Genomic DNA, 21,182 nt, shown 5'->3' with positions numbered 1-21,182 from the left:
CGCGCGAGTCGTCGGGGGCCACGGTCAACGCGTGGCACCCGTCGAAGAAAGGGCTTACGGAGAAAGGGTTTTCAGATGGCCGGTTCGGCCGGCGTGATCCAGAACGCCTCGGTCTCGGCGTCGTAGTCGTAGATCAGCGCGGTCCAGCCGGCATCGGCCAGCGAGTACGCGGCCAGGCGCACCTGGATGATCGCGGTGGACCCGTCGTCGGCGGTCACCTCGGCCTGGCCGAAGTCGGGACCCACCTGGCCGGTGCGCACCACGCAGTGCCGGCCGACGAAGTCCATCCTGGACGGTGCGGGCCGGTGCGGGAGCAGGCGCCGGACCGGCACGACGATCGACCGGGTGCCGAGATACGCACCACCGAGCGCGACCGGAAGCACCACGGCGCGCGCCAGCGGAATGCCGCCCACGAAAGCGTTCCCGGCGAGGCTGAAGAACCACGCGAACGCGATCAGCACCGTGAGAACCACGGTGACGGGCACGCCACCGAGCCCGGCGGCGGTCATGGCGGAGGCGATCCCGCTGTCGGCCGCGGCGACGCCGTCGGCGTCGACGCCCGCCGCGTCGAAGAGATCGAGGTCGAGGAGACTGAGCAGAACCACGACCCAGTAGCCGACGGCCACCACGAGCAGGAACGAGAACAGAGCGGTCGGAAAGGCCAGTGTCGCCTCGATGAATTCCGCCACCGTTCCCACCTCCGCCTCTGTCGTCGCCTACATGATCGTGGAAGATGTATGACCGGGATAGAGCGCGGCTCGGCTACGGTGGCGGTGCGTTCACTGCCGGTTCCCGGCAACGAAGGAGGTAAGGGGTGCCCCGTTCACCGAGCCGCGCCGCGCTGGCCGAGACCATCGCGGCGATCGCCCGCCGCGCCGCCGCGTCGAGCGGCACCGACCCCGGTCTGCTGGAGGGGTACCTGGAGATCGTGCGCGATGTACGGCGCACCGGCCGGGGCCTGACCCGTAAGGAGCGCGACGACCGGCGGCTGCTCGGCCGGCGGGCGGCCGAGAACAACGTTCCGCTCGGCACGCTCGTCGACGTGTACCTCGGCGCCACCCGGCTCGCGTGGACCGACCTTCCCGACACCGGCACGCCGCGCCGGCACGACGTCACCGCGGCCGTGCTGCGCGCCGCGAACGAGGCGGTCGTCGCGCTCGCCGACGGCTACGACGACGCGCACCGCTCGGCCATCCGCGCGGAGGAGGCGCTGCGCCGGGAGTTCATCGACGACCTGCTCCACGGTGCCGACCCCGGCCGGCTGGCGGAACGGGCCGGCGGCTTCGGGCTGTACCTCGTGGCGCACCACGTCGTCGCGGTCCTCAACGGAGGCAACGCGTTCACCGACGCCGACGACCGCACGCGGAGTGTCGCCGACGCGGTACGGGGCCGGCTGGGCGGCACCGGTGTGCTGATCGCCACCAAGGAGGGGCTGCTCGTGTGCGTCGTGCAGAGCACCGACAGCGGTGCGGTGCTCGCCGACGTCCGTGCGGCGGTGGGGCACGAGCGTCCCGGCACGGTCGGGGTCGGCCGGCCGCATCCCGGTCCCGGCGGGGTGGCCCGCTCCTACGACGAGGCGCGTACGGCGCTGGAGCTGTCGTCGCGCCTCGGCGTCGCGGCCGACCACCTGCTCGGCGCGGATCTCCTTGTGTACCAGGTGCTCGGGCGCGACCGGGCGGCGATCGTCGACCTCGTCGAGACCGTGCTGTCGCCGTTGCAGGACGCCCGCGGCGGCGCGCGTCCCCTGCTCGACACGCTCACCGCGTACTTCCGCGCGGGCAACGCGACGGCCGCCGCGCGTGACCTGCACCTGAGCGTGCGCGCGCTGACCTACCGGCTGGCCCGCATCCACCGGCTCACCGGGTACGACCCGTCGAACCCCGACCACCGCTACACGGTGGAGACGGCCGTTCTCGGCGCGCGGATGCTCGACTGGCCCGAGGTCACCCCGTGAGGTGCCCGGCCCGGTGCGCCTGTTCCGCCGCGCGGATCGACAGCTCGGAGACCGTGAACGTGTGCTCCTGGCCGATCGCCGTCTCCGTACGCTCCTCCACGTCGCGGACGAGGTCGGGGTAGAACGGCAGCCGCACGTCGGAGCAGTCGACGTACCGGGTCTCCTGGCCGTCCACGAGGAACAGGTGGTCGCCGCCCGCCCGTCCGGCGGGATCCACGTACTTGCGTAGCTCGATGTAGCCGGCGGTGCCGAGGATCGTCAGCCGCCCGTCACCCCAGGTCTTCAACCCGTCGGGGCTGTACCAGTCGACGCGGACGTACCCGTGTGCACGCTCCGCCCGGAGCAGCACCTCGCCGAAGTCCTCGAACGACGGGCGCTCCGGCATCCCGTAGTTGGCGACGGTGCTCGCCACGATCTCGGCGTCGGTCGATCCGGTGTAGTAGAGGAACTGGTCGATCTGGTGCGAGGCGAGGTCGGTGAGGATGCTGCCGTTGCGTTCCACGTCGAAGAACCAGCCGGGACGCGTCGGCAGCTTCAGCTGGTGCGGTCCCAGTCCGATCGTCTGGACCACCGTGCCGATGGCACCGGCGTGCACGAGGTCCCCCGCGCGCACGGCCGACCGCACGTGCAGCCGTTCCGAGAACGCGACCACCCACCGGCGTCCCGTCTCCTCGACCGCGGCCCGGATCTCCGCGAGCTGCCCGGGCGTCGTGCATCCCGGCTTCGCGACGAGAACGTCCCTGCCGGCGCGCAACGCGGAGACCGCCACCGCCGCGCGCCGGTCCGGAACGTCGGCGCTGACGACTAAGGCCACGCTCTCGATCAGCCGCCGCGCGTCGTCGACGACGGGCAGGTCGGGGAACCGGGCCCGGCACTGCGCGAACACCGGTCCGGGCTCGGCGGTGTACAGGCCGGCGCAGCGCGCACCGGCCGCGAGCAGGCCGGCGATCATGTTCATCGCGTGCGGGTGCTCGATGCCGACGACTCCGAATGCGATCACGTTCAGTCCGTCCCCCTGGGCACGCCGGTGAACGTCTCACCGTCTCCGACGGCTCGCTCGCCCGTCGGGTGGGAGGTTATCAACCTCACAGCGCCTGGTTGACGTTGATGACCTCCCACCCGTTGCGTTCTAGCCGACGGGTTCGAAGCCCAGGCCCCGGTACAGGTTCAGGGCGGCCCCGTTGCCGTCCGCGACGCGCAGCGCCATTCTTGACCGCGTGACGTCCAGTGCCGCCGCGATCAGCGTGCGGCCCAGCCCACGCCGGCGGTGCGCCCGGTCCGTGAACAGCTCGATGACGAACGGGCAGTTCGGCGTGTCGGGCCACGGCGCCCGCCGCACCACCTGGACGGCGCCGACGAGGCCCCCTGCCCCGGTCTCCACGACGAGCGACGCCTCGGGCCACAACTCGCCGTACTCGCCGGCGAACGCCGCCCGGATGTCGGCGACCGCCTCCTCCCGGGTGGCGCTCGCCACGCCCGGGTCGTAGCTGGCGAAGTACAGGTCACCGAGAGGCTCGACGTCGTCGGGGGAGCAGGCGCGCAGCGTGTACCCGGCCGGCACCCGCACGGCCGGTGGTGGCAGGCCGGGGCGTACGAGCGTCAGCAGTTCAGCCATGACGATCACTCTGCCACCGAGCTCCCATGCCCTCGCGTCCGCCGAGCCTGAGGCACGCTTTGGGGAGTCGCGGCCCCGACCGGTCGCACTAGCGTCTGCGGGCGTGATCGTGCGGAGGTTCGTCGGGCAGTTGCTGCGGTTCGCGTGGCTGGAGGCGCGAAGCTGCCTGTTCGCCGTCGGGGTGTTCGGGTTGCTGGCGGTGTCGTCGGTCGTGCCGTTGCCGGTCGCCCGCTACGACGCGCTCCTGCTCGGCTGCCTCGCGCTCACGGCCGTCCTGTGGCTCACGGGCGTCGAGACGCGCCGCGAGGTGCTCGTGATCTGTGTGTTCCACCTGGTGGGGCTGGCCCTGGAGCTGTTCAAGATCCGCATGGGCTCGTGGAGCTACCCGGAGGAGGCGCTGACCAAGGTCGCCGGCGTGCCGCTCTACAGCGGCTTCATGTACGCGGCCGTCGGCAGCTACATCTGCGCCGCCTGGCGGCACCTGGACCTGCGGCTGGTCGGCTACCGGCCGGTGCTCACCGCCGTCGCGGCGGCGGCCGTCTACCTGAACTTCTTCACCCACCACTTCCTGCCCGACCTGCGGCTGCTCGCCGCCGCCGGCCTGGTCGCCGCGACGTGGCGCACGTGGGTGCACTACACGGTCGGCGGCACGCAGTACCGGATGCCGCTGGCGGTGTCGTTCGGGCTCATCGGCACGTTCCTGTGGATCGCGGAGAACACCGCCACGTTCCTCGGCGCCTGGCGCTACCCCGACCAGGCCGACGTGTGGCGCCTGGTGCACCTGTCGAAGCTGGGCTCCTGGACACTGCTGGTGAGCGTCAGCTTCGTCCTGGCGGCGGCGATCCGTCACGGACGGGAAGCGCGACCGTCGTCGTCACCCGCACCAGAGCTGGCGTCCGCGGCGTAGAGCCGAACCCGAACCGCACCGGCGGGTCCACGCCGGTGAGGCGGCCGAGGCCCGCGCCGTCCCAGGAGGCCGTCGCGGCGGTGATCCGGCGCAGGTCCCGCGTGCAGCAGCCACCCGAGCGCACCCCGCCCGCCCACCGTGAACCGGAGTTCGAGGGGCGGCGCTGTCACGGTCCACACAAAGCCCTCCCGACGGACGGTGACCGGCGTCACCCGGACCGCGTCGAAGGCGTACGTGTCAGCGACGAACCGTCCCAGGTCCGGCGTGTCCACGAGCAGCAGCCGGCGGCCGTCGGCATGCTCGACCATGACGTCGCTGACCGGTCCGAACGCGACCGCGGCCAGTGGCCCAGCACGAGGCGGGTGCCGCTGGTGGTGCCGACGCCGGCGATCCAGCCGTCGAAGAGCCAGTGCATGCCAACCCGCATACCCGTTCGTGGGAGCGCGACCAAAACTTGAACTATTCCAGATAACTGGTCTAGGTTGATCGAGTGAGGTCCGACGTCGAGGCGCAGCTGCGGGCCGCCTCGTTGCGCGTGACCAGGCCGCGGCTGGCGGTGCTGGCCGCGCTGCGCGAGCATCCGCACGTCGACACCGACACCGTGATCACGCTCGTCCGCGCGGATCATCCCACGGTGTCGCACCAGGCGGTGTACGACGTGCTGAAAGCGCTCACCGACGCCGGGTTGATCCGGCGCATCCAGCCCGCCGGTGCGACCGCCCGCTACGAGGCGCGCACCCACGACAACCACCACCACGTGGTGTGCCGCGGCTGCGGCGCGATCGCCGACGTCGACTGCGCCGTCGGTCACGCTCCCTGTCTCACCGCCTCCGAGGATCACGGCTTCGTGATCGACGAGGCCGAGGTCGTCTATTGGGGCACGTGCCCCGAATGTCGGAAAAACCGGAAGGACCCAGATGACTGACCCGAAGAACGACGGTTGCCCAGTGGCACACGACTCCGTCGCCTCACCCGGCGACACATCGGCTGATTCCGTGACGGCGACCGGGAGCGAGAGCGAGAACCCGGCGATCGACTCGCCGACCCCGAAGACCGGCGGTCGGCCGCGCACCATCCGCGACTGGTGGCCCAACCAGCTCGACCTGTCGGTGCTGCACACCCACTCGTCCAAGGTCAGCCCGCTGGGGGAGACCTTCGACTACGCGGCCGAGTTCGCCAAGCTCGACGTCGAGGCGCTCAAGCGCGACATCACCGACGTGCTCACCACCTCGCAGGACTGGTGGCCGGCCGACTTCGGCCACTACGGCGGTCTCATGATCCGGATGAGCTGGCACGCCGCCGGCACCTACCGGATCCAGGACGGCCGCGGCGGCGCCGGCGACGGCGGTCAGCGGTTCGCCCCGCTCAACAGCTGGCCCGACAACGCCAACCTCGACAAGGCGCGCCGCCTGCTGTGGCCGGTGAAGCAGAAGTACGGCCAGAAGGTCTCGTGGTCCGACCTGCTCGTGCTCGCCGGCAACGTCGCGCTGGAGTCGATGGGCTTCAAGACCTTCGGCTTCGGGTTCGGCCGGCCCGACACCTGGGAGCCCGAGGAGATCTTCTGGGGACCGGAGGACGTCTGGCTCGGTGACTCCCGCTACCTCGGCGACCAGGATATGACCGAGGGCGTCGGGGCCGTGGAGATGGGTCTCATCTACGTCAACCCGGAGGGCCCGCGCGGCAGCGCCGACCCGCTCGCCGCGGCGTGGTTCATCCGGGAGACCTTCCGCCGCATGGCGATGAACGACGAGGAGACCGTCGCCCTCATCGCCGGTGGGCACACGTTCGGCAAGACCCACGGCGCCGGCATCGCCGACAACCACGTGGGTCCCGAGCCCGAGGGCGCCCCGATCGAGGCGCAGGGCCTCGGCTGGCTCAGCACCCACGGCAGCGGCAAGGGCAAGGACACGATCACCAGCGGCCTCGAGGTCACCTGGACCGACCGGCCGACCCAGTGGAGCAACCGCTTCTTCGAGATCCTGTTCGGCTACGAGTGGGAGCTGACCACCAGCCCCGGCGGCGCCAAGCAGTGGGTCGCCAAGACCACCGACGAGATCATCCCGGACGCGTTCGACGGGTCGAAGAAGCACCGGCCGACGATGCTCACCACCGACCTGTCGCTGCGCGTCGACCCCGAGTACGAGAAGATCTCCCGCCGCTTCCTGGAGAACCCCGACGAGTTCGCGCTGGCGTTCGCCAAAGCCTGGTACAAGCTGCTGCACCGTGACATGGGACCGGTCAGCCGCTTCCTCGGCCCGTGGGTCGCCGAGCCGCAGCTGTGGCAGGACCCGGTGCCGGCCGTCGACCACGACCTCGTGGGTGAGGCCGACATCGCCGCCCTGAAGGAGCAGGTGCTCGCGTCGGGCCTGTCGGTCCAGCAGCTGGTCTCCACCGCCTGGGCGAGCGCGGCGACGTTCCGGTCCACCGACAAGCGCGGTGGCGCCAACGGCGCGCGCATCCGGCTCGAGCCGCAGCGGAGCTGGGAGGTCAACCAGGGCACGGCCGAGGTCATCGGGAAGCTCGAGGAGATCCGCGCCGGCTACAGGAACGCGAAGATCTCGCTCGCCGACCTCATCGTGCTCGCCGGCTCGGCCGCCGTCGAGAAGGCCGCGCGTGACGCCGGCGTCGAGGTGACCGTGCCGTTCCGCGCCGGCCGCACCGACGCCACCCAGGAGCAGACCGACGTCGAGTCGTTCCGCGTCCTGGAGCCGCGCGCCGACGGGTTCCGCAACTACCTGCGCTCCGGCGAGAAGACCCAGCCCGAGGTCCTGCTCGTCGACCGCGCGTACATGCTCAACCTGACCGCGCCGGAGATGACCGTGCTCGTCGGTGGCCTGCGCGCGCTCGGCAACAACGTGGGCGGCGCGAAGCACGGCGTGCTGACCGACCGGCCGGGTGTGCTCACCAACGACTTCTTCGCCAACCTGCTCGCACCGGGCACCAAGTGGAAGGCGTCGTCGGACGAGCACGTCTACGAGATCCGCGACGTGTCCACCGACGAGCTGAAGTGGACCGCCACCGCGGTCGACCTCATCTTCGGCTCCAACTCCCAGCTGCGTGCCCTCGCCGAGGTCTACGCCAGCGACGACGCCCGCGAGAAGTTCGTCACCGACTTCGTCGCGGCGTGGACGAAGGTCATGGAGCTCGACCGCTTCGACCTGAAGTGAGCTGACCCCGTTCCACGACGGGCCCGGCCGATTCACGAGATCGGCCGGGCCCGCTCGCGTTCACGGCCCGAGGATGACGGTGCCGACCGCGAGCCGCGTGGGCGTCGCGGAGCCGGCGGGGCAGCGCGCCTGCGGGCCCGGCCCGTACAGCTGGATCTCGTGGCGGCCGCGCGTCGCCGTGGCGGGCACGTCGAGGGTCATGAACATCTCGACCCGGTCCGACGGCGGTGATCCGGCGTACCGGGTGAGCCGGTGCGCCACGGGGGCGTCGTCGAACCTCAGCCCGGTGGGCCCGCACCGGCCGCGGTAGGCGAACGCGAGCACGGGGATCCGTTCACCGGCGCTGGCGAAGCCCGGCGCGACCAGTCGCGGCGGTTCGGCGCGGGAGGCGGCCTGCGGCGCGGCCGGCGCGGCTTCCGGCGTTGGGACGAACGCGAGGGTCGCCACCAGTACGGGAACGATCAGGCCCTTGTGCATCTCGGGTCACTCCTTCGGGGGAACGGGAACGCGGTGTCGGCTCCCGGCTCGGGCCGCGCGACCGCAGCGTGCTCGCGGCACTCGTGGTCGGCGGCGACGAGGCGCTGACCCTCGACCAGCTCGCCGAGGCGGTGTGGGGCGCTGAGCCGCCCGTGTCGTGGCGCAAGGTGGTGCACGGCTGCGTCGCCCGGCTGCGCCGGGCGCTGGGACCGGGGTCGGTCGAGACCGTGGCGACCGGCTACCGCCTCGCCGTGGCCGCCGACGAGATCGACGCCCGCCGGTTCGGCCTGCTGCTGCGCCGGTGCCGCGAGCAGCTCGACCTCGGAGCGCCCGACCGGGCGCTGTTCCTGGTCGACGAGGCGCTCGCCCTGTGGCGCGGCCGCCCGCTGGCCGACGTCGAGAGCTGGGAGCCGGGTCGCACCGAGGCCGGCCGGCTGACCGAGTCGCGCCTCGACGCGCAGGAGCTGCGGCTGGAGGCGGCCCTGCGGGCCGGCCGGCACGTGGAGATCCTGGCCGAGGCGCAGGCCCGCGCCGACGAGGCCCCCCTGCGGGAACGGCGGTGGGCGCTGCTCGCCCGGGCGCAGTACCGCTGCGGTCAGCAGAGCGAGTCGCTCGCGAGCCTGCGTCGCGTCCGTGCGCTCCTGCACGCCGAGCTGGGCGTCGACCCGGGCGCGGAGCTCGTCGGGCTCGAACGGGCGATCCTGCGGCACCGGGTAGCCGCGCGGCGGCGATCCGGCGCAGGACAAGCAGCCCGCCGACGGCGGGCACCAGGGCGGCGGCCCGGGTCCACCGGTCGGCCGCGTGCCGGAACGCGAGCACGATGACGAACAGGTAGGCGCACCCGTGCACCGGCCCCACCGCCGACGACACCGGTTCCCAGTGCACGGTGGCCAGGTTGGCCAGCAGCGCCACCAGGCTGGCCAGTTCCACGACGGCCGCGGTCCGCAGGGCGAGCATCACGCCCCCGTCGTCGAGCCGGGGCGGACGATCATCAGCACGGTGACCACCGCCCACAGCAGGTTGAACGTGCCGGTCCACACGGGCAGCGACCGGTCCGGCGGCCCGTCCGCGAGCACCCGCGCCTGCCGGGGGAGCAGGAGCAGCACGAGCACACCCGCGGCCGCCGCGGTCAACGCGATCGAGGTGATCAGCCACGCGTCGCCGAGCACACCGAGGCTGCCCGCGGTCGCCAGGCCGAACACCGGAACCACGATGCCGAGTGCCGCGTAGACGCGGCAGATGCGGTGCAACGTGCGCAGGGCGGCGGCGTCGCCGCGGCGCGCGACGGCCGGGAACATGCTGGCGGCCACGGTCACCGGACCGACCGTAAGGATCGCCGCGAGCACGTGAACCGAGAGGAGGATCTTGGTCACGTGGCGACGCTAGTCGCGCCTCCGGGCACCGGGAAGTGGCTGGAATGCCACCCTCCAACGGGTTCTCGCCACAGCGCATAGGGTCGGCGCCATGCACACCGTGGCCGTGCTCGCGCTGAACACCGTGGTCCCGTTCGATCTCTCCACGCCGATCGAGGTGTTCACCCGCACCCGGCTGCCCGACGGCGGCCGCGCCTACGAGGTCCGTGTGTGCGGCCCGACCCCGACCGTCGACGCCGGGCTGTTCACCCTCCGGCCGCCGTGGGGCCTCGACGGGCTCGCCACCGCGGACACGATCGTCCTGCCCGGCTGCGCCGACGTCACGGCACCGGTGCCCGGCGAGGTCCTCGACGCCCTGCGCCGCGCCGCCGCCGCGGGCACCCGCATCGCCTCGATCTGTGCCGGCGCGTTCATCCTCGCGGCCACCGGGCTGCTCGACGGCCGGCGCGTGACGACCCACTGGCTGGCCGCCGGCCTGCTCGCCGAGCGTCACCCCGACATCGACGTCGACCCGGCCGTGCTCTACGTCGACGACGGCCAGTTCCTCACCTCGGCCGGTGCCGCCGCGGGGCTGGACCTGTGCCTGCACCTGGTGCGCCGCGACCACGGCTCCGCGGTGGCCGCCGACGCCGCCCGGATCTCCGTGGTGCCGCTGGAGCGCGAGGGCGGGCAGGCGCAGTTCATCGTCCACGACCAGCCGCCGACCCCGCGCGGCTCGCTGCTCGAACCGGTGCTGACCTGGATGCGCGACAACGCCGCACGCGACCTCACCCTCGACGACATCGCCGCCCACGCCGGGATGAGCAGCCGCACGCTCAACCGGCGCTTCCGCGAACAGACCGGCACGACACCGCTGCAGTGGCTGCTGCGCGCCCGGGTGCGGCGGGCACAGCACCTGCTCGAGGCGACCGACCACCCCGTCGACCGCATCGCCGCCGACGCCGGTTTCGGCTCGCCGACGGCGTTCCGTGACCGCTTCCGGCGGGTCGTCGGCACGAACCCGCAGGCCTACCGCGCGGCGTTCCGGAGGTTGCGGGGTGGCGAGGGGGCTATATAGAGTTCGATAATGCGACTAACGCTGCAGGTTCAGCTCACCATGCGCGTGCTGCTCGGCGAGCCCGACGGGGAGCTGTACGGGCTCGAGCTCGTCGACGCCACCGGCCTGCCACCCGGCACGATCTACCCGATCATGGCGAGGCTGGAGGGGGCCGGCTGGGTCACCAGCCGCTGGGAGGAGACCGGTCCCGAAGCCATGGGACGCCCGCGGCGCCGCTACTACCGCCTGACCGCCGACGGCGTGGCGCGGGCGCGGGAGGCGCTCGCCGCGAGCGACGCCCGCCGCCGCGGTCGGCGCGGTCGGCGCGCGGTCGGCGGCGCACTCCCCGGTGACGCACTGCCGGGCGGCGCGTCGTGACCTGTTGCTGCGCCTGGGATCTGTCATCCTGCCGCCCGCGCACCGCGACCGGCGGCGGGAGGAGGCGGCGGCCGTGCTCATGGACGTCTCCGGCCGGCGTCGGTTCCGGTACACCGTCGACACCGTGGTGAAGGTGCCGGTCCTCGCTTTCGAGCACCGGCGCCGGCAGCGATCGGTATCACGGGTCCGTGCCGCTCCGTTCCCGACGACCTGGTTCGATCAGGAAGTGACCGCCTACACGGAGATGCTGCGTCAGCACGTCCATCCGTCGCTGCGCGCGGCCGGCTACGCCCGGGCGGCCTCGACCTGGCGCCGGCAGTCGCCGCGCGGCGACCTCGCCGTGGTCAACCTGCAGAGATCGCGGTGGGAGGCCGGTGACCGGGTTACGTTCTACGTGAACCTTGCCGTGCTGCCCGCCGCGCGGTGGCGGTACATCCGGGAGGAGTGGGATCGGGTCCCTGCCGCTCCGCAGGAGTCTCACGGGCTGCTGCGCCGCAGGCTCGATCCCGCCGACGGCGCCGGATGGCAGCTGCACGACGCCGCCTCCGCCGAGGTGTGTGGCCGGGCGTTGGGTCACCGGCTCGACCACGTCGCCGTCCCCGAGTTGGCGGCGCTGCTCGACCGGGACCACCTGCTCGGCTTCATCGCCGGCGGGGCGCCCGGGTGGTGGGTCACCGAACCGGTCGACCTCGCGCGGGCCTACGTCATCGGCGACCAGGGTCCCGGTGCCGCGTTGGCGGCGCTGCTCGACTCCTTCGACCGGACCGCGCCGGTGCCGCGGGATCAGGCAAAGGCCGACTGGCTACGCCGGAACGCGTGACCGGGTCAGCGAGCACGTCGCGGACGAGGGCGATCAGGGCGCGGGCCGGTGCGGCGGGTGGGCGGTCGGTCGGGGTCGCCAGCGACAGGGGCCAGCGCAGGTCTGCGCCGGTGACCGTCAGCGTGGCGACGCCCCCGGCGCCACCGAGGATGAAGCGGGGGAGCAGCGCGACGCCCAGGCCGTGCCGGACGTAGGCGACCCCGGTCGCGATGTCGGTGATCTCGATGGTGACGCGGCGGCGCAGGCCCGCCGCGGCGAAGGCGCGGTCGATGACCGTGCGGTTGCCGAAGCCGACGGGTGAGTCGATGAAGTCCAGGCCGGCCAGGTCGTCGATCGGCACCGCGGCCCGGCCGGCGAACGGGTGCCCGGCCGGCACGACGAGGTCGATCACCGAGTGGGCCAGGTCGGTCAGGTCGATCCCGGCGGGCGCGGGTCCCGGCCAGGAGACGAACGCGACGTCCAGCCGCCGCTCAACGAGCGCGTCGAGGAGCCCACGCGACCCGGACGGCGCGGCGCTGGTCCGCACGAGCACACCCGGGTGGTGGCGGTGGAACTCGCCGAGGAGCGCCGGCACGTCGATGAGCCCGACCGACGTCATCGTGCCCAGGCGCAGCGTGCCGCGCAGGCCGCCGCGCACCTCGGCGACGGCGTCGGCGGCGTCGCGGGCGGCGTCGAGCGCGATGCGCGCCCGGGGCAGGAGGGCCTCGCCGGCGTCGGTGAGGAGCACGCGCTTGGAGTTGCGGTCGAGCAGCGCCGCGCCGAGGTCGCGCTCCAGCGCCTTGACCGCGGCCGACACCGCCGACTGCACGATGTGCAGCCGCGCCGCGGCCCGGGTGAAGTTCCGCTCCTCCGCGACCGCGACGAAGTACTCGAGATGACGGAGCTCCACGCATCCAACCATCGCACATCCAGATCGCTGGGAGCGAGAACTCTCGTTGGACGCGATCGCTGGCGCGTGGACAGTGGGTCCATGACCATCACCTCGGCCGTTCGACCCGCCCCACCCGCCGTGAGCGGTTCGAGCCGGCACGGCATCGGCTTCTGGGCGGTCAGCGGCGCGTTCCTCGTCGCGATGGCGTTCTCGACCGTGCCGACCCCGCTGTACCCGCTCTACCAGGCCCGCGACGGGTTCTCGACGTTCATGGTCACCGTGGTGTTCGCCGTCTACGCCGTCGGCGTGGTGATCAGCCTCCTGCTGGCCGGGCACATCTCCGACCGGGTGGGACGCCGGCGCGTCCTCGTTCCGGCGCTCGCGCTGGAGCTGGTGGCCGCGGTGCTGTTCCTCGCCGACCCGTCGCTGCCGGTGCTGCTCGTGGCCCGGCTGGTCACCGGTCTCGGCGTCGGCATGATCACGGCCACCGCCACGGCGTACCTGCTCGACCTGCACACCGCGCACCGGCCCGGCGCGTCCCGGCAGCGCTTCGAGATCGTGTCCACCGCGGCCAACCTCGGTGGCGTCGGGTTCGGCCCGCTCGTGGCCGGGTTCCTCGCCCAGTACGTCGACGCCCCGCTGCGCACCCCGTACCTGGTGTTCGCGGTGCTGCTGACCGCCGCCATCGTCGCCGTCGCGGCGACGCCCGAGACGGTCGAGGTGCGGGCCGACCGGCCGGCCTACCGCCCGCAGCGGGTCAGCGCCGACCACGGCGACGGCTACCTCGTCGCGACCGTGGCCGGCTTCGCGTCGTTCGCGGTCTTCGGCCTGTTCACGTCCGTCGCCTCGGGCTTCGTCGCCGGCGCGTTGCACCACCCGTCGCGGGCGCTGGCCGGTGCCGTCGTGTTCGCGGTCTTCGCCGCTGCGGCCGCCGCGCAGACGCTGACCAACGGCCTCGCGGCGGGCACCAGGCTGGCCGCCGGCCTGCTCGCGCAGGTCGCCGGCGTGCTCGTCCTCGTCGCCGGCATGCACGCCGCGAACCTGGCGGCGTTCCTCGTCGGTGGGGTGGTCGCCGGCGTGGGCGCCGGGATGCTGTTCAAGGCCGCGGTCGGCGCGGTGGTGACGACCGCCGCACCGGCCCGCCGCGGCGAGGCGCTGGCCGGCCTGTTCCTGGTCTCCTACCTGGGTCTCAGCCTGCCGGCCGTCGCGATCGGCGTCGCGACCCGCGCGGTGACCACGACCACCGCGATGACCTGGTTCGCCGCGGTGCTCGTGGTGCTCCTCGCCGGCGTGGCCGCCCTCAGCCGCCGCCGCGTGCGCTAGCCCGGGTCATCGGCGGGCTAGAAGGAGTCGCGTAGTAGGGGGCCGGGGGTGTAACGGACGTAGGCGGCGGGGCCCAGGTCGAGGTTCAGGGCGGCGCGTTGCAGGGCATCGGCCGAGGTGCGCCCGTCCCACCGGCCGGTCGCGACCCGGTGGTCGAGGGCCCGCACCGCGGCGACGAGCTCGGCCGGCGTGAACGCGCAGTGGCCCGGACGCGCCACGTAGGCCTGCCGCAGCAGCCCCGATCGGCCGGCCCGCCGCACGGCGTTGGCGTACGCGTGCTCCTGCTGCACCGGAACGAGCTGGTCGTCGGTGGTGTGCACGGTGAGCACGGGCATCCGCAGCCGGCCGAAGGGCACCGACGTGGCGAAGATCCGCCCGACGGCCGCCGGGTCGGCGGTCACGTCGGCGGTGCGGGTGAGGAGGTCGAGGTCGGCGTCGAGGTCGAGGCCGGCGCGCCGGTACATCGCCGTCACCGTGTCGCGGTCGGACGAGTGGGCGAGCAGCCGGCGGTAGTCCACCCCCCGGTTCCAGGCGGCGTTGCCGCCCACCGCGGTCTCTATGTCGAAGCGCCCCGGGGTGGTGAACTGCAGGCTCTGCCGCAGCCACTCGTACTGGCCGCGCTGGACGGCGTCGACGTCGGCCGGCGGAGGCTGGTCGGGCAGCCAGGAGGGCGCGTGGTGGAACGCGGCCGCGAGCGCCACGCGCGCCCGTCCCGCCGCCGTTGTCTGCCCCTGGGTGACGGCCGTGACCAGGGCCGACGTGGTGACGAACGCCTCGGCGAGCGTGGCGTACCCGGCGAGCCTGATCGGCTGGGCGGGCGCCAGCAGGCGGGCGATCGCGTGCTCGGCGTCGAGCTGGTAGTTGTTCAGGGCCGCGCCGCCGGCGACGATGCCGCAGGTCGACAGCGCGCCGTGGATGCCGCCGCCGGTCTCGGCGAGCCGGGCCGTCACCAGGCCGCCCATCGACGTGCCGACCGCCAGGACCCGCTTCGGCCGGCGGCCGATCGCGTCGACCGTGGCCGCGAGGGTGTCGAGCTGGTCCTTCGGCGCCGTATTGAGGGCCCATCCGGCCGCCGCGTACGACGACCCGGTCAGGCCGTAGCCGGCGGCGAGCAGCGCGGCGGCGGTCTGCGGGTCGGGCGCGTTCTGCGGCAGGTTCGGCGCGCCGGCGAACGTGGGCAGGTAGCCGTGGCTGTACAGCAGCAGCGTCCCGTTCCAGTTGGCCGGGATGTCGGCCTTCCAGGTCGTGCCGTTGGGCAGCGAGCCCGTGTAGCTGGTGGCGGCCGACGCGGGCGGCGCCGCGACCAGCACGGCACCGAGCACGACCACGAGGGGGATCAGGATCCGTATCCGTCGCATGGCGCCTCCCGCCGACGACGTTAGGCGAAATCTTGACGCCGATCAATGTTGTGCCGAAGGTCAGACCCACCTCCGGCCGAGGAACAGGCGGTCCCACCAGGCGTCGTACGGAATTGACTCACCGACGTAGATCGGATGCAGGTACGCGAAGCACGCCGCGACCAGCAGGACGTAGGCGCCGAGCGCGACCGCGCCGACCATCCGGCGGTCGGGCGGTCTCAAGATCGAGCCGAGCACGTACAGCACGGCCAGGATGAGGTACGGCAGCGCCGGCAGCGCGTAGAAGACGTACATGGTGCGGCCGCCGTCGTAGTGGTACCAGAACCAGGGCAGGAGTCCGGCGGCGACCATGAGGCCGAGGACCCCGGCGCGCTTGTCGCGCTGGGCGATCCCGAACCACACGAGGGCCGCGAGGGCCGGGACGAACGACCACCACAGGACCGGGTTGCCGAGCAGCAGCACCGTCGTGACGCACCGGTCGGCGTCGCAGCCGGTGTTCTCGACCCACTCGAACAGCACCGGCCGGCCCATCAGCAGCCACTGCCACGGCCAGGACTGGTACGCGTGCGGGTCGCCGAGGCCGGTGTGGTACGTGTACACGGCGATGTGGTAGTCGACCAGGTTGCGCAGCGCGCCGACGAGGAACGGCTCGTCCTTGCCGGCGATGGCCAGCCCGTGGCGGTTCCAGCCCCGGTCGGTGGCGAACCACCCGGTCCACGAGGCGAGGTACACGGCGAGCACCAGCACGCCCATCGCGGCGGTCCACACCGTCACGTTGCGGAGCCCGCCCATCCGCGTGCCGCCGACCGCGCGACGCATGCCGACCTCCCAGATCAGCATGATCAGGATGATCGCGGGGATGAAGAACGCGCCGCTGAGCTTCACCGAGCACGCGCAGCCGAGGAAGAACGCCACCCCGATCCGCCACCAGGGGAAGCCCAGCCGTAGAGCACCGTAGGAGTCCAGCGCCCTGCGGCGGCGCTGGTCGCGGTCGAGCACCACGCAGCCGAAGGCCGCGAGCACGAACAGCATGAGGAAGATGTCGAGCAGCGCCGACCGCGACAGCACGAAATGCAGCCCGTCCAGCGCGAGCAGCAGACCCGCCGCGCAGCCCAGGACGGTCGACCGGAACAGCCGCCGGCCGATGCGCACCAGGAGCAGGATCGACACGACACCCGCCACCACCGACGAGATCCGCCACCCGAACGTGTTGTAGCCGAAGGCCCATTCCCCGACCGCGATGCACCACTTGCCCAGCGGCGGGTGCACCACGTAGTCGCCGGCGTTGTTCTCCGGGCGCCACTCGATGCCGTAGGTCAGGAGTTCGTGGGCCTCGGTGGCGTAGTAGACCTCGTCGAAGATCTTCCTGTTGGGGTGGCCGAGGTTGGCCAGCCGCAGCACCGCGCCGAGCAGCACCACGAACAGCGTCGGCAGCCACGACATCGGCTCCCGGCCGACCGTCGCGAGCCGCCCCCGTACCGTCTGCGGCACCTCGACCGTCATGGTGTCAGGCCGCCCCGCGCTCGACGCAGAACTCGTTGCCCTCCGGGTCGAGCAGGGTCACCCAGCCGCGGCCGTCGGGCCTGCGGTGGTCCTCGTGCACGGTGGCGCCGAGGTCGAGGATCCGCGCCACCTCCTCGTCACGCGTGCGCTCCGTCGGCTTCCAGTCGAGGTGGACCCGGTTCTTGACGCTCTTCGCCTCCGGCACGCGGATGAACAGCAGCCCGGGCACCGGGGCGGGTGCCTCCACGAGCACCTCGTCGTCGCCGGGTGCGTCCTCGTCGGACACGGGCCAGCCGGTGACCGTGCTCCAGAAGGTCGCGAGGGCGTACGGGTCGGCGCAGTCGATGGTGATGTGACGAAGCAGCATGGCGCAGACGATAGATCGTCGGTCATCGTCGCCGCCGCCCGGTTTGCCCCCGTGGCGCGGGTTGCGGTGCCGGCTTCGCGCGTCCCCGGGTGCTGTTCGCGGTGCGGCCGCGCACGATCCCGATCAGCTCCTCGACCAGATCGGAGTACCCGTCCTGGCGCCATACCAGCCCGACCGACGAGGTCGGCGCGTCGGTGACCGTCCGGTAGGTCAGGTCGCGGCGGTGGTGCAGGCGGGCCAACGACTGGGGAACGACGAGGAGACCGGCGTGGGCGGCCACCAGCGGCACCGCGTCGGCCGTGGTCGCGGGCCGTTCGCCCGTCACGGCGGAGGGCCAGGTGAGAACGTCGTCCAGCGGCCGCAGCAGCGGTTCGTCGGCGAGGTCGGCCAGCGTGACCTCGTCGCCGGCGGCGACGAAGTGGTCGCGTGGCACCACGACGACCGTCGCCTCGGTGTACAGCGGCACGGCGTGGAAGACGTCGCGGTCGACGGGCAGCCGCAGCAGCCCGGCGTCGGCCCTGTTGGCGGCACCGTCGTCGAGCGTGGCGTCGGGCGCGGCGGGCACCGGGACCAGGTCGGTGCCGGGCACCCGCTCGGCCCACATGCGGGTCCACTTGTCGACGGTGACCCCGGCGGCGATCAGCAGGCGGAACATCGCGACCAGGGTATCGCTACCCTGGACGCCGATGAGCAAGCCGAAGAAGCCACAGCTGATGAAGCCCGCCACGGCGGCGCAGAAGCTCGACGTGTACCTGCCCGCCACGCCGAAGGAGTTCCAGGAGGGCCAGATCAGCCGCGAGGAGCTCGCCGAGCTCCAGCGCAACCCGCCGCAGTGGCTGGTCGACCTGCGCCGCGACGGTCCCCACCCGCGCAACGTCGTCGCGGCGCGGCTGCGCGTGTCGAACAGCGGGCTGGCCCGCGGCGGGGTCACCGAGGCGCTCACCACCGCGTCGATCGAGGCGCTGGCGGCCGATCCGCCGGAGTGGCTGGTCCGCGAACGTGAGACCCACGCCGAGACGCGCCGCGAGGAACAGCGCCTCAAAGACCGCCAGAAATAGTTCCGGGGCGCTGTCGAATCCGGGTGGTGCCGCTCGTCGGGTCGGTGGACGAGTCACCGACCCGAAGGGACAGCACCATGAAGAAGATCATCGCGGGCATGTTCATCTCGCTCGACGGGGTCGTCGAGGCGCCCGACCAGTGGCACTTCCCGTACTTCAACGACGAGATGGGCGCCGCCGTCAGCGCCACGCTGGGCGCGGCCGACACCATGCTGTTCGGCCGCGTCACCTACGACAGCTTCGCCGGCGCCTGGCCGGAGCGCGAGCTGGCCGGCGAGGAGGACGCGGGCTTCGCGAAGACCCTCGGCGACCTCCGCAAGATCGTCGTGTCGCACCGGGAGCTCGAGTTCACCTGGCGCAACTCCGAACAACTGCGAGGGGACCTCGTGGAGGCGGTCACGGCGCTGAAGGCGGAGCCGGGTACGGGCGCCATCGGCATGAGCGGCTCTCCGTCGGTCGTCCGCCAGCTGCTCGCCGCGGGGCTGCTCGACGAGCTGCACCTGCTGGTGCACCCGATCGCGGTCCGCCACGGCATCCGGCTCTTCGACGAGGGGGAGTCCACGGTGCCGCTGCGCCTGATCTCGTCGGAGACGTTCACCACGGGGGTGCTGAGCCTCGTCTACGGTCCGGCCGAGGCCGGTGCGGGATCCTACGAGCAGGCCCGGTCGCACCTGTAGGCCGCGACGCCACCGGCGGGCCCGTCGTCACGGTGCGGCGCGGTCCAGCGCCGTGCGGTCGACGGGCAGCCGGACGGTGACCGTCGCCGTGTCGGTGACCCCGGCGGTGCCGCCCAGGCGGACGGCGATCCCGCGGACGATCGCCAGCCCCAGGCCCGTTCCGCCCTGTTCGCGGTCGCGGGCCTCGTCGAGGCGGACGAAGCGGTCGAAGACGCGTTCGCGGTCGGCCACCGGGATGCCCGGACCGTCGTCGGAGACGGTCAGGACGGCGGCGGCACCGTCGACGGTCAGCCCGACGTCGACCAGGGCGCGGGCGTGCCGGACGGCGTTGTCCAGCAGGTTGTCGACGATCCGGCTGAGGTCGAGCTCGGTGCCGGGCACGGGTACGGCGCCGGTCTCCAGCGTGCTCACCGTGATGGTCGGGCCGTCGGTGGGCGGGCGTTCGGCGACACGCTCGGCGACGACGCTCGCCAGGTCGGTGACGGGTGGGCGGGAGCCGTGGTCGAGGCGGGCGAGCAGCAGCAGGTCGTCGGTGAGGCGTTGCAGCCGACCGGTGTCGGCGAGCGCGGCGGACACCACGGCCGGCCAGTCGCGCCCGTCCGGGTGGGCGAGCGCGATCTCCAGGGCGCTGCGCAGCGTGGTCAGCGGGGTGCGCAGCTCGTGGGACGCGTCGGAGACGAACCGGCGCTGCTCGGCCAGCGCGCTCTGCAACCGGTCGAGGGTGGCGTTGATGGTCGTCGCGAGGTCGGTCAGCTCGTCACCCGCCGGCGGCACCGGGATGCGTCGCACCGCACCGCTTCCGGTGATCGACGCCATCCGCGCCCGCATGGCCTCCACCGGACGCAGCGCGCGACCGGCGACGAGCCAGGCCACCACCGCGACGAACAGCACCGCGGCCGGCAGCATCCAGCCGGCGGTGCGGGTCACCGACGCGACCGCCTCGTCGGCCGCCTGCGGCGACCGGACCACGTACACGGTGAAGCGTTGCGCCGGCAGCGGCGGCTGGTCCGGTGCGGCCGCGCCGGCCGGCGTCAGGAACGCGGTGACGCTACCCGCGGGCAGCTCCTCGGTGACGCACACCGCCACCGCGAGCCGGCGCGGGGTCGTCGACAGGCCCGAGTAGTACGGGTCGGGGCCGCTGGCCCAGGCCGGGAACGCCAGGCGCACGGTGCGCACGTCGTAGTCGCGGTGGTCGGCCGGCGCGGGTGGCAGCGGCGCCATACCGAGCGGACCGTTGCCGGAGAACATGCCGTTGCGGAACCAGACGTGGCCGTCGGCACCGACGATGGCGTACGAGGTTCCCGCGTCCAACGCGTGTGACTCGCGGCTGACCCGCACCGCGAGCAGGTTCGCGTCCTCGCGCACCGCCTCGAGGTCGCTGCGTTCCAGGTCCCGCGCCACCTCACCACGGACCAGGTACCCGCCGGCGGCGAAGACGGCGAGCGTCGCCAGCGCGGCGCCGATGGCCGCGCGGGCCCGGACGGACCCGAACCGGCGCGCCAACAGCCTATCCACCGGTCACCATCCGGTACCCGGCGCCGCGCACGGTCTCGATGCACCGCGGCCCCGACGGCGGGTCGAGCTTGCGGCGCAGCCCGCGGACGTAGACCTCGACGAGGTTGACGTCGCCGTCCTCGCCGCGGTCCCAGACCTCGTCGAGGATCTCGCTCTTCGCCACCACCCGACCGGGCCGCCGGGCGAGGCATTCCAGCACCGCGAACTCCCTGCTGGTCAACCGGATCTCGACGCCACCGCGCCGGCAGCGGCGGGTGGCCGGCTCCAGGTGGAGGTCGCCGACGGTCACCGTCGACGACCGGTCGGCGCCGCCGCGGCGCAGCAGCGCCCGGAGCCGGGCCAGCAGCACCACGTAGGAGAAGGGCTTGGTGAGGTAGTCGTCGGCGCCGGTGTCCAACGCCTCAGCCTCGTCGTACTCGCCGTCCTTCGCGGTGAGCATCAGGATCGGCAGGGTGCTGCCCTCGCGGCGCAGCTGCGCGCAGACCTGGTACCCGTTGAGCCGCGGCAGCATCAGGTCGAGGATCATCGCCCGGTGCCGGCCCTCGCGGGCCAGCATCAGCCCGGTGCGGCCGTCGGTGGCCGTGTCGACCGTGTACCCGTCGTCCCGCAGGCCGTCGCGCAGGTTCGCGACGAGCCGCGGCTCGTCCTCGACCACCAGTATCCGCATGCCGGTCAGCGTGCCAGATCGGCCACGGGCGACCCTGAAGGCGATTTCAGTTGCCTCCGTTGTTCCTTTCGCGACCGGGCTGCTGGTGGTGCTCGCCGTCGCGAGTGCCGCGGCCG

Annotated in this window: 23 protein-coding genes; 11 read left to right on the top strand and 12 right to left on the bottom strand. The window is 72.9% G+C overall.

The annotated features are described in order from the left end of the window. Positions 1-71: 71 nt before the first annotated feature. Positions 72-689 (bottom strand): hypothetical protein, encoded by a 618-nt coding sequence (locus tag Voc01_RS29095; protein ID WP_203930777.1) that lies wholly within the window; start codon positions 687-689, stop codon positions 72-74. Positions 690-814: 125 nt separating this feature from the next. Here Voc01_RS29095 and Voc01_RS29090 point away from each other — a divergent pair, with 125 nt between their 5' ends. Continuing rightward, on the top strand, positions 815-1,954 hold the full coding sequence (locus Voc01_RS29090; RefSeq protein WP_203930776.1) for a PucR family transcriptional regulator: 1,140 nt from the start codon (positions 815-817) through the stop codon (positions 1,952-1,954). On the opposite strand, the gene Voc01_RS29085 is transcribed toward Voc01_RS29090, so the two are convergent. Then, positions 1,944-2,954, bottom strand: a complete 1,011-nt coding sequence (locus tag Voc01_RS29085) for a Gfo/Idh/MocA family protein (RefSeq protein WP_203930775.1) — start codon at positions 2,952-2,954, stop codon at positions 1,944-1,946. The genes Voc01_RS29090 and Voc01_RS29085 overlap by 11 nt on opposite strands. Positions 2,955-3,083: 129 nt before the next feature. Next, entirely contained in the window at positions 3,084-3,569 is a 486-nt protein-coding gene (locus Voc01_RS29080; RefSeq protein WP_203930774.1) for a GNAT family N-acetyltransferase, read from the bottom strand. Between the two features lie 103 nt (positions 3,570-3,672). Between Voc01_RS29080 and Voc01_RS29075 the strand changes: the two genes are divergently transcribed. From Voc01_RS29075 to katG, 3 genes are all read left to right on the top strand, one after another. After that, positions 3,673-4,476, top strand: coding sequence for a DUF817 domain-containing protein (locus Voc01_RS29075; protein ID WP_203930773.1), 804 nt, complete (start codon positions 3,673-3,675; stop codon positions 4,474-4,476). A gap of 490 nt (positions 4,477-4,966) precedes the next feature. Next, entirely contained in the window at positions 4,967-5,401 is a 435-nt protein-coding gene (locus Voc01_RS29070; RefSeq protein WP_203930772.1) for a Fur family transcriptional regulator, read from the top strand. Beyond that, positions 5,394-7,643: a catalase/peroxidase HPI gene (gene katG, locus Voc01_RS29065; RefSeq protein WP_203930771.1), complete on the top strand. Its 2,250-nt coding sequence runs from the start codon at positions 5,394-5,396 to the stop codon at positions 7,641-7,643. Before Voc01_RS29070 ends, katG begins: the two co-directional genes overlap by 8 nt. 60 nt (positions 7,644-7,703) lie before the next feature. Here the strand turns inward: katG and Voc01_RS29060 are convergent, their stop codons facing one another. Then, positions 7,704-8,120, bottom strand: coding sequence for a hypothetical protein (locus tag Voc01_RS29060; RefSeq protein ID WP_203930770.1), 417 nt, complete (start codon positions 8,118-8,120; stop codon positions 7,704-7,706). Here Voc01_RS29060 and Voc01_RS29055 point away from each other — a divergent pair. Beyond that, complete coding sequence (locus tag Voc01_RS29055) at positions 8,066-8,944, top strand: AfsR/SARP family transcriptional regulator (protein ID WP_275423764.1); 879 nt, start codon at positions 8,066-8,068, stop codon at positions 8,942-8,944. The genes Voc01_RS29060 and Voc01_RS29055 overlap by 55 nt on opposite strands. A 132-nt stretch (positions 8,945-9,076) precedes the next feature. Here Voc01_RS29055 and Voc01_RS29050 read toward each other — a convergent pair whose 3' ends face one another. Continuing rightward, positions 9,077-9,493 (bottom strand): hypothetical protein, encoded by a 417-nt coding sequence (locus tag Voc01_RS29050; RefSeq protein ID WP_203930768.1) that lies wholly within the window; start codon positions 9,491-9,493, stop codon positions 9,077-9,079. A 91-nt stretch (positions 9,494-9,584) separates the two neighbouring features. Here Voc01_RS29050 and Voc01_RS29045 point away from each other — a divergent pair, with 91 nt between their 5' ends. The 3 genes from Voc01_RS29045 to Voc01_RS29035 are packed head-to-tail and all read left to right on the top strand — an operon-like array spanning position 9,585 to position 11,727. Beyond that, positions 9,585-10,550, top strand: coding sequence for a GlxA family transcriptional regulator (locus Voc01_RS29045; protein WP_203930767.1), 966 nt, complete (start codon positions 9,585-9,587; stop codon positions 10,548-10,550). Positions 10,551-10,559: 9 nt separating this feature from the next. Then, complete coding sequence (locus Voc01_RS29040; protein WP_203930766.1) at positions 10,560-10,907, top strand: PadR family transcriptional regulator; 348 nt, start codon at positions 10,560-10,562, stop codon at positions 10,905-10,907. A gap of 4 nt (positions 10,908-10,911) precedes the next feature. Next, positions 10,912-11,727 (top strand): DUF4304 domain-containing protein, encoded by an 816-nt coding sequence (locus Voc01_RS29035; RefSeq protein ID WP_203930765.1) that lies wholly within the window; start codon positions 10,912-10,914, stop codon positions 11,725-11,727. Here the strand turns inward: Voc01_RS29035 and Voc01_RS29030 are convergent. Continuing rightward, positions 11,612-12,616: a LysR family transcriptional regulator gene (locus Voc01_RS29030; protein ID WP_203930764.1), complete on the bottom strand. Its 1,005-nt coding sequence runs from the start codon at positions 12,614-12,616 to the stop codon at positions 11,612-11,614. The genes Voc01_RS29035 and Voc01_RS29030 overlap by 116 nt on opposite strands. An 81-nt stretch (positions 12,617-12,697) precedes the next feature. On the opposite strand from Voc01_RS29030, the gene Voc01_RS29025 reads away from it, so the two are divergent. Next, positions 12,698-13,921, top strand: coding sequence for an MFS transporter (locus Voc01_RS29025; protein ID WP_203930763.1), 1,224 nt, complete (start codon positions 12,698-12,700; stop codon positions 13,919-13,921). Between the two features lie 17 nt (positions 13,922-13,938). Here the strand turns inward: Voc01_RS29025 and Voc01_RS29020 are convergent, their stop codons facing one another. From Voc01_RS29020 to Voc01_RS29005, 4 genes are read right to left on the bottom strand one after another with little or no spacing between them, the layout of a single operon-like run. After that, positions 13,939-15,279: a hypothetical protein gene (locus Voc01_RS29020; protein ID WP_203930762.1), complete on the bottom strand. Its 1,341-nt coding sequence runs from the start codon at positions 15,277-15,279 to the stop codon at positions 13,939-13,941. Between the two features lie 60 nt (positions 15,280-15,339). Beyond that, positions 15,340-16,782 carry a dolichyl-phosphate-mannose--protein mannosyltransferase gene (locus Voc01_RS29015; RefSeq protein ID WP_239160559.1) on the bottom strand — a complete coding sequence of 481 codons (1,443 nt, stop codon included), beginning with the start codon at positions 16,780-16,782 and terminating at the stop codon, positions 15,340-15,342. 4 nt (positions 16,783-16,786) lie between these two features. Beyond that, a complete protein-coding gene (locus Voc01_RS29010; RefSeq protein WP_203930761.1) occupies positions 16,787-17,149 on the bottom strand; it encodes a VOC family protein in 363 nt (120 codons plus the stop codon). Positions 17,150-17,171: 22 nt separating this feature from the next. Continuing rightward, the gene (locus Voc01_RS29005) at positions 17,172-17,804 is read right to left on the bottom strand and encodes a LysR family transcriptional regulator substrate-binding protein (RefSeq protein ID WP_203930760.1); all 633 of its coding nucleotides are present in this window, start codon (positions 17,802-17,804) and stop codon (positions 17,172-17,174) included. A gap of 31 nt (positions 17,805-17,835) precedes the next feature. Between Voc01_RS29005 and Voc01_RS29000 the strand changes: the two genes are divergently transcribed. Further along, positions 17,836-18,207 (top strand): DUF5997 family protein, encoded by a 372-nt coding sequence (locus Voc01_RS29000; protein ID WP_239160558.1) that lies wholly within the window; start codon positions 17,836-17,838, stop codon positions 18,205-18,207. 77 nt (positions 18,208-18,284) lie between these two features. Then, entirely contained in the window at positions 18,285-18,884 is a 600-nt protein-coding gene (locus Voc01_RS28995) for a dihydrofolate reductase family protein (protein ID WP_203930759.1), read from the top strand. 27 nt (positions 18,885-18,911) lie between these two features. On the opposite strand, the gene Voc01_RS28990 is transcribed toward Voc01_RS28995, so the two are convergent. Continuing rightward, positions 18,912-20,399 (bottom strand): sensor histidine kinase, encoded by a 1,488-nt coding sequence (locus tag Voc01_RS28990; RefSeq protein ID WP_203930758.1) that lies wholly within the window; start codon positions 20,397-20,399, stop codon positions 18,912-18,914. After that, the gene (locus tag Voc01_RS28985) at positions 20,392-21,066 is read right to left on the bottom strand and encodes a response regulator transcription factor (protein WP_203930757.1); all 675 of its coding nucleotides are present in this window, start codon (positions 21,064-21,066) and stop codon (positions 20,392-20,394) included. Before Voc01_RS28985 ends, Voc01_RS28990 begins: the two co-directional genes overlap by 8 nt. Positions 21,067-21,182: the final 116 nt, after the last annotated feature.

The sequence above is a fragment of the Virgisporangium ochraceum genome, from assembly GCF_016863655.1.
In the GTDB taxonomy this organism is placed as follows: Bacteria; Actinomycetota; Actinomycetes; order Mycobacteriales; family Micromonosporaceae; genus Virgisporangium; species Virgisporangium ochraceum.
This window is presented reverse-complemented; position numbering and strand designations above follow the sequence as displayed.